The following is an 18,805-nucleotide window of genomic DNA, read 5'->3' as shown; positions in this document are numbered from 1 at the left end:
TCCCTCTTGTCGTCCCTCTTGTCGTCCTAATTGAATACCTCTCTGTTCTCCTAGCTGCAATCCTTCTCTGAGGATTTCTTGATACCAGGGCGATTCTCTTAATACGGTCATATCCCACCTCATAATTTCTTGTACTATTGGTATTTCTAAGACAAATGATGCAAAAAAGGAAAGTAAGGGTTCTAAGTCCTCTAGGCTTTCATTTGCCCTTAATTCTCGCAGGGCTGTGCGAACTACGGTTTCTTCTCCCCCTCCTTTTAGTATAGGAACGAAAGGCAAAAGTGTCGATATTTTTTCTCGAAATACTATTTCTGCTGATACTTCCCAAAGGTTAATTACTCGATATTCTTGATAGGCTCGGATTCCCAGAAATTCTGAGCTATAACGACCAGGAATCCCGGCGTTAGTTTGACGGGGTAAAATGTTAACTAAGACGGGATAAACGGGTAAATTGTAGCGTTCTGTGGCTAAGGCTGCGTAAGCTCGGATTCTTTGGGGCATTTGCTTTGTGTAACGCAACTGGATTTCGTTAAGGAGCAGAAATTCTCCCTCTTGGGGGCTATAAACTTTTAGGAGAACATCGTTGGCACGACTCACCCATTGAAATTCTGAGCTAAGAAATTCCTGCACTTGTACGTCGGGTTGTTGGGTTAACCATCTTGCCCAATTATCGGGGGCTAAACTGATGAGTCTTTTACTACCTATATCGGCTTTTTTGGTCATAAATTACGGTTATTTTTGGGTATTTGGATAAGATAATTATCTAAAAAAATTACACCTCAAGTCAGTTGCTGATAAATTTCTTTATATTTCTGTGCTTGGAGTTCAATTGAGTATTCTTTTATGGCGATTTCTCGGCAGAGTTTTGACATTTTTTGCTGCTGATTTTTGTCTTCTAGTAATTGCAGTATTTGATGACGAAAAGCTTGCCAGTCATCAGGTTCAGCAAGATAGCCTGTAATTTCTGGACGAACTAGATCGGGAACACCACCAATATTAAAAGAAATCATCGGCGTACCACAAGCCATACTTTCTTGTAGAACTAGAGGTAAATTATCAGCACGGGTAGGAAAAATGAATAAATCGGCAGCGGAATAGGCAATGCTTTTTAAGCGATCGCCACCTACATAACCTAGATTTAGATTGGATATTCCTGCTATTTCTGCTTGATTTTCTCCACCATCTCCTAGGGTAATTAAAACTAATTCTTTTTTTAAAGTCACGGGCAATTCATCTAATAGTTGCAGTAGTTTATGTCCACCTTTACGGGGATCATCCAGTCCTTGAGCAACAAACATTAAAACTTTTTTTTCTGGAGAAATACCTAAAACTGCACGACATTGTTGAGGATCAAGCGGCTGATAAGCTAGGGTGTCAATACCATTAGGAATATGATAGATTGGTAGGTCTTTTAAAAGACTTTGTTTGGCTAATTCTGTTAACCATTTACTCAGAGTAATAATAGTTAATTTAGAGTGATGATAAGCCCAATTTTTTAACTTCCATTCTAAGCGAGTGTTGTCTCGTCCTGTGCTGGGAACTGTATCAAGATAAGGGCAATTACCGCAGCCAATTTTCCAGCGATCACAATCATAGCTATAGGCACAATGTCCGGTGAAACTCCACATATCATGGAGTGTCCAAACGGCAGGTTTATTGTCGGTTAGTTTAGGAATTGCTAGATAATTGAAGTAATCACCGTGAAGATTATGAAAGTTAAGAATATCCGCTTCTTGATAAAAAGGATGATTAGGAATATTAAATGTACTAATAAGATTTAGATTATTTAATCCTAATCGCCAAGCAAAACGAGAAATTAAGTTCTCAATGTTGCGTTTTCTGGGTATAGTATCAACTCTGTAACTAGAACTTTTTTGTAATTCTACTAGCATTTTTGAGTCAATATTTTGAGCTATTAATCCTTGATGGAGTCGATAGGAAGCAATCGCAGCACCACCAATTAAATCAGAAAAGTTAAGATGAACAACTTTCATGAGATTTCAAAGAAGGATATTAAAACCCTCTTGAATAAAGTGTTTATCGTGGGTAAGAACTTCGCTTATATCTCGATTTTTCATGGCCATCATCGAGATACAATCGACCATACTATAACCTTTATCTAGTCTTTGTTCGTATAGGTTTAATCCCGATAAAAACAGCGATGAATTTATGGGCAGCACCTCTATATCGGGATCATCAAGAATATCATGGGTAATTCCTGCTACAGTTTGACGCATGAAAGAACCAAAGGAAGAAAAATAGTTGAGAAATTCAATTAAAACTGCTTCTGTGGTGATTAAGCGGCGATTGGATACAGTTTTTTGTAACTCAATTGCTCTTTCGTGCCATTGATCCCTTGAGTTAGCTAAGGCTACCCAGTACAAAGTATCGACAAAAATTAATTTCACTTTTTGGGCGCTCCGTATAGATAATGATCGAGGTTTTCTGAGGAATCAGTGGGGAGTTGCTCGATAACTTCGGGGGGTAGTTGAGCGACTCGTTCGGCAATTTTGTCCCAAATAGTCTTTTTAGGTTGTTTTTTGTACTGGAGAAATTCGACAAAGTTGAGGACTTCCTGTTGTTGGGAGGGGGAAAGTTGGCCGATTTTTTCGATGAGAATATCGCTGAGAGGATTTTCTGCTTGGGTTTGGGGGGAGGTGTTAGCAACCATAGTTTTGAGAAAGCGAAGGGTTATTCTTATATTCTACTAGAATTTATTTAATAGCTTCAATATAAATAGAGTCAGGTTTATAAATGCTGTGATCAGGTTCGGTATCTAGGTTAAATTGTGTCCAGTTTGTTAGATAGCTTTCTTGGGCAGTACGTTGAATAATTTGAGTGAATCCGCACTTTTGCAAGAGAGAACTGAGAGAATAGCGATCATACATCCATTGATGAATTTCTCCACTTTGACGAAAACGCCCAATTTGTAATGCTTGATATTCTCTTCCCAATAATAACTTAATCGTTTTCTCTCGTAGGTAATTAGGAATACGATTAAATTTCAAAATTATCTTTTTGAATATGTTAATATCATCAATTTTCTCTTGGATATTTTCTTGCTTGCTTAACTCAATTAATTGTTTAATTTCAAGTCCACAGCGATCTATAATAAAGTTTTCATCAGGAAGCTGGGTTTTTAACAAATATTCTAACATTGAACCGCCAGAAATATTTCTCGATACTTGATCGTACATTTCCAATAATATCCAATAATAACGAGATTCCCATTCTTGATCGCCTGTTAAAACTTTTTCTAGGGCTTCTAGATAGCTTCTAGCTATTTTTTCCAGATCAGGTACAACTACTCTAATAATTCCTTGCGGTTTTAAAACTCGATAACATTCTTGTAAAAAAAACTCTCCTTGTTTTTGGGTAAAGTGTTCTAAAACGTGCGAATGATAAACCATATCAATAGAATGGTCAGGATAGGGAATACCTTTATTTAAATCGTAGGTGATTATAGTCACATCACTAGCTATAAAATCTAAGTTAATCCATTTGGGATGAAAGCGAGAACCACAACCTAAATTTAGATATCTCATAAGTTTAAACTATTTTTTTATCTACACTAGCTAAGTAAGTTTTGATAGTCTGCATTATATCCCACATCATGATTTTTTATACTTATCACATCAGGTTGTTTAGTTAGCAATATTGTTCATTTGTCAAGGACTAAACTAATTAACCGTTTGTTGTTAATCTCAGTTAATTTTTTAAAAAGCTTGACTATTGTGATTTAAGCTTTTAATAGCTACCATAATAGTTCTTAAGAACTTTCTTAGTTTAAATGATAAATTTATTATTTTATTCCGCTTTACTACTGCTTGATACCACACATTATTGTGTTTATGCTTCTTGGTTAAAAAATACTGAATAGTATCATAGATATCGTATTCAGGTGCTAATTGATACATTTTAGATTCATTCTGATCTTCGGCAAAAGAAAAAGTTCCGAAAACTTTCGCTTCTTCTAGACTAGGATTATGAATAAATTCAGATAATAAGATTTCAGAAGCTATTAGTAAGTAATCTTGTAAGTAATTAATATTCTGATGTCTTATCTGTTGAGTAATCTGCTGTGAAAATTCTATTATAGCCTGTTGTTGATGATACAATCCCCACCGAATAGCGGTAGTATTTTTTGTTGAACGAAGTACAGGTACATATTGATTATTTTTTGTGTCAAAACTAATTGTACTCCCATGATCCGCAGACACAAATAATTCAATCAAAGCTCGATGACATAAGCTTTCACGCTTAAAATCACTTTCTGGATCGGAAAAATAAGCATATAGTTGATCAAATTCTGAAGCTTTTAAACGTTGTAATAATCCAAAGTAGTAACCATAAATACCATGTTCTGGATATAAGTCTTCTTGCAAAAGGATTTCACTTAATGATCGCTGTAGCCTTCCATTCCAACCTATGTCAACTATAGCAAACTTTACGTTTTCACATAAACCTTCTTGTTGAAAATAACCAATGATTTTTTTTCTATATTCAGATGCATTGTTAATGATTATTTGACTCATTTCTTTATGTTGAAAAAGTTTTTTAAATTCATTTCTTTCAGATGGTTCTAAATCTTTAGACCATAAGGATTGATTCCAATTATGTTTTTCTAATAAATCTCTAACTTCCGATAACTCTAAATTAACTCGTTTCAACACTGACTCAATAGATAAAAATTCTGTAGAATCAAATATCCAATCTAATTCTTTTTCTCCAATTTGCTGAATGGCAGGGAAGTGCCACGCTTGCCGTGATCCATACAGATAACGACATTCTATATTAATATTTAAATTTTTACAGATAATTTGGGCAATCTTTAATAAAATCTGACCGTCTCTAGCAACAAAATATAATCTCTTGATATTTTGTTTATTTGCTTCAGTCAAACACCAATAAACAAATCCAAATAATAGGGGGGCGGTAACATTAACCGATGTGTCCCAAATCACCTCTTTATCTGAGTTATCTTCGTAAAATTGTAAACGAGATAATCGACTAATGCCAGCTAAAAGAGAACTAAAATCTTTGGGTAAATTTTGAGATTGAGTGATTAGCTGTTCATAGCGATTTAAGTGAGCTTTAGCAAACAAAGTGCTTTGAATTCCTAGCTTTTTGGGAATTTTAAAATCAGCCATAATATTATCCCCACAATGATGTAAATTTTGAGGTTGAACACCTTCTTTCGCTAGGCAGTAGTTAAATAATTTACCTGACGCTTTGTTGATGCCAATTTCTCCTGAAACGTATAATTTATCTCCCTGTTTCCAAAGGTCATTATCTCTTAAAAAAGACTGGATGGTTTCAGCGGGTAAATACATATCTGATAGATAGATAACTGATTGATCATTTTGATGTAATTCTCGAATTTTATTTCCAGTTTCAGGGATTACGAATAAGTTAACTCTTTCTAGATCAATTTCTTTTTGGATAGCTTTTTCTACGTTTAGAGAAGACCAATTAAATATGGGGGCTAGTTGCCGATATATGTCGTGAATAGTTACTTCATTTGTCTGGCTATTATCTCTAGCTTTTTTTTCTGCTTTAATTCTTAGTTGCTGCCAATCTTCTGCCGAAATATTAATCAAATTATCTATGATTAATATTTTTCCTAGATCAATAAATAAATCGGTAGGATGAGCAGAAAGTCTAGTAATTACTGTATCAAAAATATCAAAGGCATAAATTCGATTATTCATGACGATTTATTAGCAGTAGCTAGTATATTTAGTGAAAGAGGAATTTTGTAACCTTGTTCCCAACCGAGTTCGGCAATCATTTCTAATCTTCTCAAGCTACGAACAGCACGAAATAACCACCAATGTAGATAAACCTTCCACATAGACTTTTTAACAATTGCAGACAATAAAGATATCTGAGGTCGGTTAAAAAATTCTGTTTCAAATACATTTATATTGTCAAAACCAGTATTGAATAACAAAAAGTCCAGACTATCTTCGGTAAAACTAATGTGATGAGTCCAATCAATGTATCTCCAGCGACTGGCCAAAGTTGAGTTAGCATTAGGTACTGTACAAATTAACTTCCCTGCTTTTTTCAGAGCTATATTAATAGCCTTTACAAAATATAATTGTTCTTGATGAGGGATATGCTCTATCACGTCTAGACATATAATTACATCATATTTATCTGGTTGATTATTTAAATAATGTATAGTGTCAGTAACCAGTTCAACGGGCAGATTTTTCTTCAAACAAGAGTTGACTTGTCCCGAATCTAGCTCAATTCCTTGAATATGGGTGTACCCAATCTTTTGTAGAGATAAAAGAGCGAACCCCATTCCGCAACCAACGTCTAAAATATTGCTATCTCGATTGGCGGGTAAATATGGTAATAACATTCTTTGATAAAAAGATATCATTGATTCAATATGTTCATTTTTATCTGAATGCCATTTTAAATAATGTCGAGTATAGTCAGTATCTTGATTATTCATACTTTGCCCTAAGCAACTCTTTTAAGTAATGGTTCTCTAAAACGAATATTGCCCCATCCAGAATACCAATAAGATTTGGTTCCATCTATGCCTTCAGGGGGAATAATTTCAAAGTGCAATACATTATTGACAATATCGAAATCAGAATGTCCCGTTAGATGATTTCCCTTTCCAGTTGCTATACCTAAATAATAAATTCCTGGCGATAGACTCAAATTTTCAAGTATTACTATAAATGTGGCTAATTCTCCTGTTTGCAAAGAATATTTCTCAGAAGTGAATAGGCTACCTACAGGGATGCCACTAGCCGCATATATAGTCATACTAAAACGGAATGTATTAACCGATTGATTACAGATAACTTTTATTTTTAAGTTAATATTGGAATTAGCTGGAATCTGTTTAGTATAATAGTTTTCTATCTCTAGAGTTAAAAATTTTACTCGCATTGACAAGTTAGAGTGAGAGCGATGAATGTTAGCAACATCATAAACTGTCGTTGAATAATCCAGAGATGAAATCAAATATTTATCGATAACATACTCGGTTTCTCCTAAACTATCTATTTGACCTTGATACAAAAGTAAGCTTTTTTTTGTAAGCTGACGAACTGCCGCCATATCATGACTAACAAATAAAACCGTTCTCCCCTCCTTACTGGCCACATCACCCATCTTGCCTAAACACTTTTTTTGAAAAGCCGCATCACCCACCGCTAAGACTTCATCTACTACTAAAATCTCCGGTTCCAGGTGTGCCGCCACCGCAAAAGCCAAACGGACATACATCCCCGAAGAATAGCGCTTAACGGGAGTATCGAGGAACTTTTCCACCTCGGCAAACGCCACTATCTCATCGAACTTGCGATCGATTTCTTGCCGCATCATCCCCAACACCGCACCATTGAGATAGATATTTTCCCTCCCCGTCAACTCCGGATGAAAACCGGTTCCCACCTCCCATAAACTCGCTACCCGTCCCTTTAAGCGGACTCGTCCGGTGGTTGGTTCCGTAATCCGGCTGAGAATCTTTAAAAGAGTCGATTTTCCCGCACCATTGCGGCCAATAATTCCCACCACTTCGCCGCGCTTGACTTGAAAAGAGACATCCTTCAGCGCCCAAAATTCCTCCTTAGTCTCGGTTTTTTTGCCTCCGAAACCCTTTAACGCCGATTTTACCCCCTGGGCAATCACATCGCGCAAAGCAGTGTACTTCTCTCGTTCCTGTTGATGGTCGAGAACATAGCGCTTACCCAAATTTTCCACCTCGATGATTGTATCCGTCATAATCTCAGGGAAAATACTACCATGTTATTACTCTACACCCCTAAGATACCCAAGCGCTCGGCAAAACTATCACCCCCGGCAGAAAAGATTTATTTTTAAGTGTTTTCACCGAAAATTATTAGATGAGAATATACTGAGAAGATATGAAGGCTCAAACAATTTAACAACAATCATGGAAACTCTGACGCGTATCACTTTTAATCCGGAAGTCATGGGAGGTAAACCCTGTATTCGTGGTTTGCGAGTCACTGTGGGAACCCTAGTGGGATTAATCGCTGCTGGTTACTCCAAAGAGGAGATTATTAACGCTTATCCCTATCTAGAATTAGCTGATATTGATGAAGCGCTTACCTATGCTGCTTGGCGAGTAGAAGAAGTGGAAATTCCCCTATCTTTGCCATGAAAATTATCATTGATATGAATCTCACCCCTGAGTGGGTAACGGTGTTGGCAAAATACGATATTCAAGCAGTTCATTGGTCAATGGTAGGCGATCCTTGCGCTCCAGATCATGACATAATGGAATGGGCAAAAATCAACGATTATATTGTTTTTACTAGCGAGTCACCGTGAGAACCTAACTAAAAAACTTTATGAACACACCAGAATTAGCCATTGCTACCGTTGGTTTAACCAAACAATTTGACCGCCATGGGGCCGTTAATCAAGTGGATTTACAGATTGCAGCGGGGGAAGTTTACGGGTTAATCGGTCCAAATGGAGCGGGAAAAACCACTTTAATTAGGATGTTAGCGGCAGCGGAAGAACCGACAACCGGAGAAATATATCTGCACGGAGAACGTCTTTTAAGAGATGAGAGTAATCCCCGTCTGAAAAGAAATTTAGGTTATCTACCCGATAATTTTCCCCTCTACGATGACCTAAATGTCTGGAATTATCTGGATTATTTTGCCCGTCTTTATCATATTCCTCGCTCCCAACGTCATCGCCGCATTTATGAGGTTCTAGAACTGGTACAATTAACCAGTAAAAGCCATAATTCGATCGCTACTTTGTCCCGGGGTATGAAACAACGTTTAAGTTTAGCCCGCACGATTATCCATGAACCTTTAATTTTACTTCTCGATGAACCGGTTTCCGGATTAGACCCGATCGCTCGCCTACAATTTCGTGAGATTATTAAAGTATTACAATCGGCAGGTATGACTATTTTAATTTCCTCCCATGTCCTTAGTGATTTAGCCGAACTTTGTAGTTCTGTGGGCATCATGGAATTAGGTTATCTAGTGGAAAGTACCTCTTTAGAGGAATTAAATCAACGTCTAGCTGGTCAATACTTGCAGATTACGACTCTAGGCAATTTAGAAGCCTTAGAAACCGCTCTTAAACAATGTGTTTTTGTGGAAAGTTGGCAAAGAATTATTAATACTAATACTCTCCGAGTTAAATTTACAGGAAACCTAGAAGATAGTGCCGAATTGTTGAAATCTTTAGTGGTTTCTGGTCTGACCTTAAGCGAGTTTTATACTTGCCGCGAAGATTTAGAAACTATTTTCCTAAAACTGGGACATCGACAGGCATCCTAAGGGGAAATAATAATTTTAAATCTCGGATAGTAACTTTTCGACTAATTTAATTTGCTCCTGACTAAAACCAGCTTCCTTCAGATGTGCCAGAAACCATTTTTGTCGATAACGACCGTCTAAATCCCTAGCCTTTTTGTAGGTATCCTGCGCTTTTTTACTATCACCTTGATCTAAATAAATCATTGCCAAAGCCACAAGAGGATGGGGATTATTTGGCTCTAATTTAACTGCTTTTTTAGCGTTAGTAATAGCTGAATCAAAATCTTTTAGGCGATGATAGGCGAGGGATAAATTATAGTAGGCGATTTCATTATCGGGTTTTAAATTAGCGGCTTTAGTATGAGTGAATACGGCTTTTTCAAGATGACCACCGACAAGATAAACGATTCCCAAAGCATTATAGGCAGCCACATGATCGGGGGCAATTTTAATCGTTTCCTCTAGGGTTGTTTGTGCCGCTAAAGGTTGTTTAGCTAGGTGTTGTGTCCAGCCTAAAATTACTCTCCCGTCTGGATGATTGGGATTTAACTGTACAGATTTTTTTAAAGCCTCAATACTTTTGATAAAATCTCCCTGTTGACGATACTGTAATCCCAATTGACGATAACGATTAGCGGCCTTAATGTCTGATGCGGAAATAATCGGACTGGGAGAAGGAGAAGCGATCATCTCGGCCGTAGGTTCTTTTTTAATAGGAGAGGGAGGACTACAGCCCCAAAAAACCGGGGAACTAAAGATGATCGAGATAGTCAGGAGTCGATAACTATTCATGGGACAATTAATATCAGTCCAATTGTTAAGGGTGTCATCAAATTATGAATTATTCCCCCGAATCCGTGCAACGGCTGCTCGATTCCAAGGATTATGGCGATCGCTTATCGGGAGTTAATCAACTGCGTTATTTAGCCCCAGAAATCGCCTTCGAGATGTTACAGCCTTTAATTAACGATAGTAACGCTAGAGTGCGTTATTCGGCGGTAAGTCAGCTAGATATCCTCGGTCGTCAGAATCCTGATCTGGCCTTAACTATTCTGCGCGATCGCTTGTTGCATGATCCCGAAGCAGACGTGAAAGCAGCCGCGGCCGATGCGATCGGGGGGTTAAAATTAACGGCAGCCTACGATGATCTGGTGGCTGTCTATCAACAATCCTCCGACTGGTTAATTCAATTTAGCATTGTGGCCGCTTTGGGCGAATTGGGGGAACCCCGGGGCTTTGAACTGCTCGAAATCGCCCTTAACTCCGATAATGAATTGGTAAAAACGGCCGCCGTTAGCGCTTTTGGGGAACTAGGCGACCCTCGCGCCGTCTCTTTACTTGTTCCCTTGGCTAGTGATGATGACTGGCAACTGCGCTATCGTCTCGCTCAAGCTTTAGGTCGCTTAGGGGGGCAAGATGCGATCGCTGTTTTGACCCAGTTAACCGGCGACAAAAGCGCCCAAGTCGCCCAAGAGGCCCGCAATAATCTCGTACAAGGGTGATGCAGAATAGTTGATTTTTGTCAATACTATTTACAATAAACTTTAATTAAGAATCGTTAACAAAGGTAAAGCGATGAAACAATTTACCCGTTTAATCTTGCTCATCGGTCTTCTCGCGGGGGGCTGTTTCTCTGCCTCAATTGCGATCGCCGATAATCCGGGGGGGGCAATCGTGAGCAAGGATTCACAGGTTAACGAACTACTGCGTCAAGCGCGGCAATTGGTCAAAAATGGCAATTATGGGGAAGCTATAGCCATTTACGAGCGGGCTGCCGCCCTTGATGGCAATAATGCCAGAATTTTCTCTGGAATTGGCTTTTTACAAACGCGGCAAGGGGATTATAACGCCGCCGCCCAAGCATACCAAAAAGCTTTAAGTCTCGATCCGAGTAATCCCGACTTTTTCCATGCTCTCGGTTATAGTTTGGCTAATATCGGTGATTATGACAATGCAGCCACCGCTTACTACTACGCTATTCAAATAGAACCGAAAAACGTCCAACACTACCTCGGTTTAGGGGTGGTATTATTACGCCAAAAAAACTATGCTAAAGCGGGCGAAGTTTACCAATGGGTTTTAGCTCTCGACCCCAATAATCAGCAAGCCCACGAAATCATGGGTAAAGCCTTGATCGAACAGAATAAAAGCAGCGAAGCCCTCGATTTTCTCCAAAAATCCCTGCAAAGATTCCCTAACAATAGTGAATTAAGATTGCAACTGGCCAGCCTTTTGCTCAAACAGGGCGATTTAAATGGTGGAACCCAAATTTTAAAAGAAATAGAGCGACAAAATGCAGGAAATTTTTTAATTCAGCTAAAAATAGGGATTTTACTCGAAAAACAAGAGCGTTTTGACGAGGCTCTCCCCTTTTATCGTCGGGCTGTTTTCCTGCAGCCCCAATCTTTGGAAGCACAAGCGGGAATCGGTCGCATCCATCTGGCCAGAAAAGATTATCTTGCAGCAATTATCGCCTATCAAGATTTGGCCGAAATCGCCCCCAATAACGCCGATGTCTATCTTAATCTCGGTCGGGCCTACGCGGGCCGGGGACGAAAAAGAGAGGCGGAGGAAGCTTTTAAGCAAGCGCGAGCGGTTTATGTGCTGAAAAATAATCAATCCGGCCTGAAGGAAGTGGATGCCCTACTGAAGAAATTGCTTGAATAAAACCAGATCAGTTATCAGTTATCAGTTATCAGTTACCAGTTATCAGTTATCAGATTTGAGTTTTCAGTTCACTGATGCGATCACGGCAAAAAGCTCTTTTCTCCCAACTCTAGCCCAGTCTTAAGGAGTGATTTAGATAGTCAATAGTTTATTGCCAATCGATTGGCAGCCATTGATGATCTAAAACCTGTTCGAGATTAAAAATTATCTGACTAGGTAAACCGCCGGGGGATAAACCCATTTTTTTCCGGACGGCCTCTAAAGCTGTATGGTAGGATGGCTCAAAAATCTCCCGAAGATAGGGCTTTAAACTAGGGCTATCCTCCAGTAAATCTTGAATTTCTGCCCGAAAATTATTGATTTCTCCATTCCAATGATTGCCATTCCGGTCTCTTTCCGATTGCCAGTAAGTTAATTTGAGTAAATGTTCTAGGAGACGAGTTAAAAGGCTTTTGAGCGCGTGTCTTTCACTTCTCCCCATCGATTCAATCTCCTCAATTAAGTTGTCTAAATCCACCTCGGCAAACTGGCCTTTTTTTAATTGTTCTGCCGTGGTTTTTAGCCAGAGATAAAAATCTGCTTCGTATAGTGTTGGGGTCGCTGTTTCTGTCGCTCTAGTCATAACGGAACTGCCACAGGGAAAAACTAATCGGGATTCTATATTATACAATTTTCAGACTGGTGAGGTACAAAGTCTCTCAAGGCTGAGGACTGACGCTCAAAAAGATCGCACTGCATTGATTGAGTGCGATCGCTTTTAGTGATCGATGTTTAAGTAGTGATTTTCTCAGTCGGATTCCTACTTTAATAATTTGCGCGTCAAAGCCGAACCTGCACCCAAAGCACCGATGGCAAGTAAGCCTAAGACTGACGCAGGTTCGGGAACCGTAGTTCTGGAAACTAGGGTAATTTCAATGTTATCGAAGCCAATTTGATTGACAGAACCACCGAAGTCAACGGATTTAGCAATTCCATTAAATGTCACCCCCACAGGGACGAAAGGACAGAAATTATTGAAGTTACAAGCGGGGTCCCCCCCACCATTAGGAGTCGTGGGTAGATTAATTGTAGCCAGCACGTTTCCTGTACCATCTAGTCCGTCGTATATAGTGACAAAACCGGGGTTATTGACGGCAGAGTAGAAAAAAGAAAGCCCAGTCTCAAACCCACCTGCAACATTCATGGTATTTGCGGCTCCACTCAGGAAAAAGGCGGCCGTCACCGGGCTAGGTAAACCTCCAATATTACCCGAACCACCCGCAACATTTTCAATAATTGCTAAAGAATTAGCACTGAAGCTGACACCGTAGTTAGTACCGGAAGAACCGAGGCTCCCCGTACCATTGTTGTAAAAGTCAAGAATTTCCTCGAAATTTTGCAATCCCTCAAAATCAAGAACGATTGGCTGGGCATTAGCTCTATCAACGGCTAAAACACAGGTGGAAAGAGCCACTCCAGAAGCGATTAGTGACAATCTTTTGATTGGGGTTGAATTCTTCATAACTTACCAAGTTCAAATTCAATTTATTTCAACGGTTAAAGAAAAATATTTGCGGACTTGTTCTGCCCTACAAAATAATTCTTGACCTAACCCTAAGTCTAGACACTGCAATTTGAAAAGTCAAGCCGTTTTATGTGTTTTTTTGGTGAAGGTTAAATCTTTTTTTGGGGAGATTTGATCAAAAAAAATGGCTAAAAATCGCTTAAAATCACTGAAAATTGAGAATTTTAGCACAAGTACTCAAACTGCCTCTCCCTGCTCCGGCACTCATAGACAATCTTAAGAAATAATTTAGATAGTCAACAGAATATCTTCTCAATCTTGTCGTCAAGGAAACGCAGAAAATCTCCCCTTTTTTGTTAAGATTAGTTCCAAACAACATTTCGCACATCTTCATATACTTTTATATATTTTTACATTCTCCAAGATGTTTTGACGAAAAACCTTCATTGTAGAAACTACTATTAAGAACATTTTCAATAATTGATTTTTTCTAAAAAAAAAATTACAATTCTTCACCTTGATAAAAATCCATCATTGTAGCTATAGTCCTTACTGGCAAAGGGTTGTCAGCAATATATTAGTAAAAATTATCAATTGAATGTTAAGAAGTGCGGAAAGTGGGTTACAAAACTTTAAGTACCTAAGCAAAATTAATTACACATATCTAACCACCTCTTGCCTCTTGCCTCTTGCCTCTTGCCTATCTTCACTAGGAAATTAATTTTGCACGACTACTTAGCAATAACTGAACTTCCCCCACACAGAAATACTAAAAAATTGACAAAATCCTTACTGCCTGGAGCTTCTCAGAAAAAATTGACAAGCCGCCACTGGGGACATTTTCCCCTGGAAAATGGACGTTCGGCGATGCTCAGACGTTCGGCGAAGCTCAGTCGAGCCGTCGAGCCGCTGTACCGTTGACTGTATCTAGAGTAGAGCGATTCCGTAGAGTTGGTTGTATAGTGATCGCTAACCTGATGATCACAGATGATGTCATTAATCTCTAGAGTAAGCGATTCCCTCTGTAGCCATGTTTTTGATGGTTTTCTGCCCCGAAACAAGCTATAATGGTCAAATTGGAAATTTTTTGCTTCAAACCCTATCTGCGTAAAGATTTCAGGAGTTTGTACCCAGTAGTTCATTGGTATTGTATTGCTTTAACTCAGGCTCTGTAAGACTTTTAGCCATAAGCTAAGACGCATCTTAACCGCCTATCCTTAGATTAGCTGACCCCCCCTTGCCCCTAGGGTCGTTTCATTCTCGCAAATGTCATTCAATCAAATCCTTATCTGGCAAGGTTTTCAGTCAATTTCTCAGAACAAATATCTGAAAAATTTTTAAAATGCCTTGCTTTGCTTGCCCCGTAAGCGATTGAAGACAGACAAACAAGGAATCAAACTAGAGAATGAATCAGCCCTAGGGTTGGGGGGGGTCTTGCCTCTTGCATGAGTGCCTCGTCTCAACAAGCAATTGAAATGCTTGACAGCTTAGCTAGTATATTCATACGGGGGAAGTTCAGTAATAAACCCGAAAAAAAAGAGAGCGCAAGCTCTCCTTTTTGGTTATTTGCTAATTTTACTAACTAGCGACAATATATTCCTTGACGTTAGCCCGGCGACGGCGCAAATGAGCCAGGGCCTGGTGTTCTAATTGTCGCACTCGTTCCCGACTGATGTTCATTCTCTGACCGATTTTGGCTAGGGATAACTCCTTGCCATCGGTTAAACCGAAACGGAGAGTAATCACTTCCCGTTGTTGGGGGGTTAATTCGGCCAGGAGATTGGCTAAGTCTTGCCGTAATAACTCTTGGGTGATGAAGGTATCGGGAGAAACTCCGCTATCTTCTAATAGTTCCGACAATTCCGTATCTTGGTTATCGCCGACCCGCACATCAAGGGAGATGGGTTGACGAGCCATACTGAGATATTCGCGGATTTGAGCGGGTTCTAGCTGTAATTCCAGGGCAATCTCGGCGGGAGTGGCACTTCTCCCCAGTTTTTGGGCGAGTTCGCGCTGGGTTCTTTTAATTTTGTTCAGTTTTTCGGTGATATGGATGGGTAAACGAATGGTGCGGGCCTGTTGAGCGATCGCACGGGTAATCGCTTGTCGAATCCACCAGTAGGCATAGGTAGAAAATTTATAACCTTTGGTGGGATCAAATTTCTCTACACCTCTTTCTAATCCCAGACTACCCTCTTGAATTAGATCTAGGAATTCCATGTTCCGCTTTTGATATTTCTTTGCGATCGCAACCACCAAGCGGAGGTTAGCTTCAATCATTTTCCGTTTAGCTCGATCGCCAGTCTTCAAGGCCCGATCCAGTTCATTTTCGCTTAAATTCACCGAATCCGCCCAATCCAAGCGATCTGGTTCCCGTCCTAATTGCTTCGATAGTGCTTCTTTCGCTTCTAACAGGCTCATCATCCGTTGGACTTGTTTGCCGTAAATAATTTCTTGTTCGTGAGTTAGGAGGGGAACTCGCCCAATTTCGTGCAGATAGGTACGCACCATATCGGCATTGAGGGTGGGCTGTGGTTGAGTTTGGTTGGTTTTTGCGGTGGGCATTGGTTTGGTGGTGACTCCTTGACACAGAAAAAGTCTGTTACTATTCCGACTCGCGGGTGAGTCTAGCTTATCTGAAGTCGGTATGAGTTTGATTCGGAATTTCTTTGATTGTATCCTGCGCTTTTAGACGCGGGCAATCCCCTAAAGGTTCAAAGTTAATTCATTCTCTGGTATGATGTTAAGTTTATCCTCTTTTTTCAACATCTAGAACAAAACTACTATACCAAAGGGCTATCAACTACAATCGCTTGTTTTTGGGTCGCCTTTCCCTGAATCCTCGGCAGTGCCGCTGATATTGTTAGGTAAGATTACAAGACAAAAAGGTGATTTTCCCGATTAGCCGTCAACAATCTAGCTGACTTCCGACCCTTTCGCCCTCAGCCTTGAGAGGGAAACTGACAGCCGAGAACCGACTCCTATATATATGATGACCGATCAACACCAGCAAAGAGAGACACAATCATTGCGGATTCCCGAACTATTTTCTGTAGTATTTGCTACAAAATGCCAAATTAGCTGCGATTGAGAATCGGGAAAAATTGTTATGGAAATTAGGATTGCTAGGGGAGTAATAACTATCATAGAAACAGCAGGGCGGAGATCGGGATAAATTATCGTTGAAACCAAGCTCGATCGCACTCTCCACAATGCCGTTCTGTGGAACTCCTGAACAATGAGGACTTATCTATGACTAAAACCGTCGTTATCGATCCCGTCACCCGGATCGAAGGCCATGCCAAGATCTCGATTTTCCTTGACGATGGGGGGGAGGTGGATGACGTGCGTTTTCATGTGGTCGAGTATCGCGGTTTTGAGAAATTCTGCGAGGGACGGCCGATGTGGGAAATGGCGGGAATTACTGCCCGGATTTGCGGCATTTGCCCCGTTAGTCACCTACTTTGTGCCGCCAAAACCGGCGATAAAATTCTAGCGGTGCAAATCCCTCCCGCGGGGGAAAAACTGCGGCGCTTGATGAATTTGGGACAATTAACCCAATCCCATGCTTTAAGCTTTTTCCATCTTAGCAGTCCCGATTTTCTGCTTGGTTGGGAAAGTGACCCCGCTAAACGGAATATTTTCGGTTTAATCGCCGCCGATCCCGACCTAGCGCGAGCAGGCATCCGTTTACGTCAATTTGGACAGAAAGTTATTGAACTTTTGGGAGCAAAAAAAATTCACCCCGCTTGGTCCGTACCGGGAGGTGTGCGTTCCCCTTTGAGCGAAGAAGGGCGACAATGGATTAAAGAACGACTGCCGGAGTCTAAAGCGACTCTTTACACGGCTTTAAACCTGTTTAAAAGACTTCTGGACAATTTAACCACAGAAATCGCCGCTTTTGGTAATTTCCCTTCCCTGTTTATGGGATTGGTCGGTAAACGGGACGAGTGGGAACACTACGGTGGTCATATTCGTTTTACCGATAGTCAAGGCAATATCGTGGCCGATAACCTCAGCGAAGACAATTATCGCGATTATATCGGCGAATCAGTAGAAAAATGGTCTTATTTAAAGTTTCCCTACTATAAACCCCTCGGTTATCCCAATGGTATCTATCGAGTGGGTCCGTTGGCACGGTTAAATGTTTGTTCCCATTTTGGCACGGAGGGGGCGGATATCGAGTTACGCGAATATCGCCATCGAGTCGGTGGTGTAGCCACCTCTTCTTTTTACTATCATTATGCTCGTTTAGTGGAGATTTTGGCTTGTTTAGAGCGTATCGAACTTTTAATCGACGATCCCGATATAGTTTCTCCACGCTGCCGCGCCGAAGCAGGAATTAATAATCTGCAAGGGGTGGGGGTTAGTGAAGCGCCCCGGGGTACTTTATTCCATGATTATAAAGTGGATGAAAATGGTTTGATTGAAACGGTGAATTTAATTATTGCCACGGGTAATAATAATTTGGCCATGAATCAAACGGTGAAACAAATCGCCCAACATTATATTCATGGTAACGAAATTCCTGAAGCGATGTTAAACCGAGTGGAAGCGGGTATTCGTTGCTATGATCCCTGTTTAAGTTGTTCCACTCACGCTATGGGACAAATGCCGCTACAGCTAGAGTTAGTTAATGCAGCCGGTGAGGTGATTAATACTCGACAAAGGGGTTAATTATCTTAAGTTGTTAGGGGGTTAGGAAATAGGGTAAATTTATCCTATTACCTAGCCCCATTTTACTATTTTTACGGTCAAGATTCTAGCTAAGAATTTCTAGGTTTTGATAAAGAATTTCTATCGGACAAGAAAAGTTAATACAGTTAATAGTGATTAAATCTCCCGCTTGATAAATATGGGGAATCCAGAGGTTATTAGATTGACGTTGATATTGTTCGATTAGGACTTGTTTTTGCTCGATCAATAGATATTCCTCTAATTCGGGGATAGTTTGATAATCGGCAAATTTATCGCCTCTATCAAAGGCTGCCGTGGAGTCGGATAAAACTTCGATAATCACTCGCGGATGCAGAATAAAATCTTCCTCGGAAACTCGATCCCGTTGGTCACAAGTAATGGCAAAATCGGGATAATAGAAGATATTTAAGCTAGGGAGACGCACTTTCATATCGGTAGCGTAGGCAAGACAACCACTACCTCGTAAGTGATTAATTAACTGGGCTGAAAGATTACCTGTGATGATAACATGGGCTTTACTAGCCCCGGCCATCGCCAAGATTTGCCCTTGTATATATTCATGTTTAATGGAACTAATTTTCTCTATTTCTAGATAGTCTTTGGGAGTAAAATAAGCGTGACTTTTACTAGCTGTCATGGTGTTTACCTCGCTCAT

Annotated in this window: 20 protein-coding genes; 6 read left to right on the top strand and 14 right to left on the bottom strand. The window is 40.0% G+C overall.

Features of this window, described 5'->3' with window-relative positions:
- From H6F92_RS25065 to H6F92_RS25030, 8 genes are all read right to left on the bottom strand, one after another.
- A partial coding sequence (locus H6F92_RS25065) for an Rpn family recombination-promoting nuclease/putative transposase (protein WP_190359920.1) occupies window positions 1-723 on the bottom strand: 723 nt, incomplete at its 3' end.
- Between the two features lie 56 nt (window positions 724-779).
- Window positions 780-1,994: a glycosyltransferase family 4 protein gene (locus tag H6F92_RS25060; RefSeq protein ID WP_190359919.1), complete on the bottom strand. Its 1,215-nt coding sequence runs from the start codon at window positions 1,992-1,994 to the stop codon at window positions 780-782.
- A 6-nt stretch (window positions 1,995-2,000) separates the two neighbouring features.
- A complete protein-coding gene (locus tag H6F92_RS25055) occupies window positions 2,001-2,408 on the bottom strand; it encodes a type II toxin-antitoxin system VapC family toxin (protein WP_190359917.1) in 408 nt (135 codons plus the stop codon).
- Complete coding sequence (locus H6F92_RS25050) at window positions 2,405-2,671, bottom strand: DUF2281 domain-containing protein (RefSeq protein WP_190359916.1); 267 nt, start codon at window positions 2,669-2,671, stop codon at window positions 2,405-2,407. The genes H6F92_RS25055 and H6F92_RS25050 overlap by 4 nt, the downstream gene beginning before the upstream one ends.
- A gap of 43 nt (window positions 2,672-2,714) precedes the next feature.
- Entirely contained in the window at window positions 2,715-3,545 is an 831-nt protein-coding gene (locus tag H6F92_RS25045; RefSeq protein ID WP_190359915.1) for a class I SAM-dependent methyltransferase, read from the bottom strand.
- A 171-nt stretch (window positions 3,546-3,716) separates the two neighbouring features.
- Complete coding sequence (locus H6F92_RS25040; protein ID WP_190359913.1) at window positions 3,717-5,711, bottom strand: HAD family hydrolase; 1,995 nt, start codon at window positions 5,709-5,711, stop codon at window positions 3,717-3,719.
- Window positions 5,708-6,469, bottom strand: a complete 762-nt coding sequence (locus tag H6F92_RS25035; RefSeq protein ID WP_190359911.1) for a class I SAM-dependent methyltransferase — start codon at window positions 6,467-6,469, stop codon at window positions 5,708-5,710. The genes H6F92_RS25040 and H6F92_RS25035 overlap by 4 nt, the downstream gene beginning before the upstream one ends.
- 8 nt (window positions 6,470-6,477) lie before the next feature.
- Entirely contained in the window at window positions 6,478-7,755 is a 1,278-nt protein-coding gene (locus H6F92_RS25030) for an ABC transporter ATP-binding protein (RefSeq protein ID WP_190359909.1), read from the bottom strand.
- 172 nt (window positions 7,756-7,927) lie between these two features.
- On the opposite strand from H6F92_RS25030, the gene H6F92_RS25025 reads away from it, so the two are divergent.
- The 3 genes from H6F92_RS25025 to H6F92_RS25015 are packed head-to-tail and all read left to right on the top strand — an operon-like array spanning window position 7,928 to window position 9,302.
- Window positions 7,928-8,158 (top strand): DUF433 domain-containing protein, encoded by a 231-nt coding sequence (locus H6F92_RS25025; protein ID WP_045358026.1) that lies wholly within the window; start codon window positions 7,928-7,930, stop codon window positions 8,156-8,158.
- Window positions 8,155-8,328 carry a DUF5615 family PIN-like protein gene (locus tag H6F92_RS25020; RefSeq protein ID WP_190359907.1) on the top strand — a complete coding sequence of 58 codons (174 nt, stop codon included), beginning with the start codon at window positions 8,155-8,157 and terminating at the stop codon, window positions 8,326-8,328. Before H6F92_RS25025 ends, H6F92_RS25020 begins: the two co-directional genes overlap by 4 nt.
- Before the next feature lie 20 nt (window positions 8,329-8,348).
- Entirely contained in the window at window positions 8,349-9,302 is a 954-nt protein-coding gene (locus H6F92_RS25015; protein WP_190359905.1) for an ABC transporter ATP-binding protein, read from the top strand.
- Between the two features lie 15 nt (window positions 9,303-9,317).
- On the opposite strand, the gene H6F92_RS25010 is transcribed toward H6F92_RS25015, so the two are convergent.
- A complete protein-coding gene (locus H6F92_RS25010) occupies window positions 9,318-10,073 on the bottom strand; it encodes a tetratricopeptide repeat protein (RefSeq protein WP_190359903.1) in 756 nt (251 codons plus the stop codon).
- Between the two features lie 44 nt (window positions 10,074-10,117).
- Between H6F92_RS25010 and nblB the strand changes: the two genes are divergently transcribed.
- Window positions 10,118-10,783 (top strand): phycobilisome degradation protein NblB, encoded by a 666-nt coding sequence (gene nblB / locus H6F92_RS25005; RefSeq protein WP_190359900.1) that lies wholly within the window; start codon window positions 10,118-10,120, stop codon window positions 10,781-10,783.
- Between the two features lie 73 nt (window positions 10,784-10,856).
- Window positions 10,857-11,948, top strand: coding sequence for a tetratricopeptide repeat protein (locus H6F92_RS25000; protein WP_190359899.1), 1,092 nt, complete (start codon window positions 10,857-10,859; stop codon window positions 11,946-11,948).
- A gap of 148 nt (window positions 11,949-12,096) precedes the next feature.
- Here the strand turns inward: H6F92_RS25000 and H6F92_RS24995 are convergent, their stop codons facing one another.
- The 4 genes from H6F92_RS24995 to H6F92_RS24980 form a co-directional block, all read right to left on the bottom strand.
- Complete coding sequence (locus tag H6F92_RS24995) at window positions 12,097-12,570, bottom strand: DUF29 domain-containing protein (protein WP_190359897.1); 474 nt, start codon at window positions 12,568-12,570, stop codon at window positions 12,097-12,099.
- A 177-nt stretch (window positions 12,571-12,747) separates the two neighbouring features.
- On the bottom strand, window positions 12,748-13,449 hold the full coding sequence (locus tag H6F92_RS26395; protein ID WP_242030272.1) for a PEP-CTERM sorting domain-containing protein: 702 nt from the start codon (window positions 13,447-13,449) through the stop codon (window positions 12,748-12,750).
- An 809-nt stretch (window positions 13,450-14,258) separates the two neighbouring features.
- Window positions 14,259-14,594 (bottom strand): hypothetical protein, encoded by a 336-nt coding sequence (locus H6F92_RS24985; RefSeq protein WP_242030271.1) that lies wholly within the window; start codon window positions 14,592-14,594, stop codon window positions 14,259-14,261.
- 436 nt (window positions 14,595-15,030) lie between these two features.
- On the bottom strand, window positions 15,031-16,017 hold the full coding sequence (locus H6F92_RS24980) for an RNA polymerase sigma factor, RpoD/SigA family (protein ID WP_190359895.1): 987 nt from the start codon (window positions 16,015-16,017) through the stop codon (window positions 15,031-15,033).
- A 687-nt stretch (window positions 16,018-16,704) separates the two neighbouring features.
- Here H6F92_RS24980 and H6F92_RS24975 point away from each other — a divergent pair.
- Complete coding sequence (locus H6F92_RS24975) at window positions 16,705-18,129, top strand: Ni/Fe hydrogenase subunit alpha (protein WP_190359894.1); 1,425 nt, start codon at window positions 16,705-16,707, stop codon at window positions 18,127-18,129.
- A gap of 85 nt (window positions 18,130-18,214) precedes the next feature.
- On the opposite strand, the gene H6F92_RS24970 is transcribed toward H6F92_RS24975, so the two are convergent.
- Window positions 18,215-18,787, bottom strand: coding sequence for a Uma2 family endonuclease (locus tag H6F92_RS24970; RefSeq protein WP_190359893.1), 573 nt, complete (start codon window positions 18,785-18,787; stop codon window positions 18,215-18,217).
- Between the last annotated feature and the right edge of the window lie 18 nt (window positions 18,788-18,805).

The sequence above is a fragment of the Microcystis wesenbergii FACHB-1317 genome, from assembly GCF_014696875.1.
In the GTDB taxonomy this organism is placed as follows: Bacteria; Cyanobacteriota; Cyanobacteriia; order Cyanobacteriales; family Microcystaceae; genus Microcystis; species Microcystis wesenbergii_A.
Note: the sequence above shows the minus strand (reverse complement) of the source record. Positions and strands in the feature narration are given on the sequence as shown.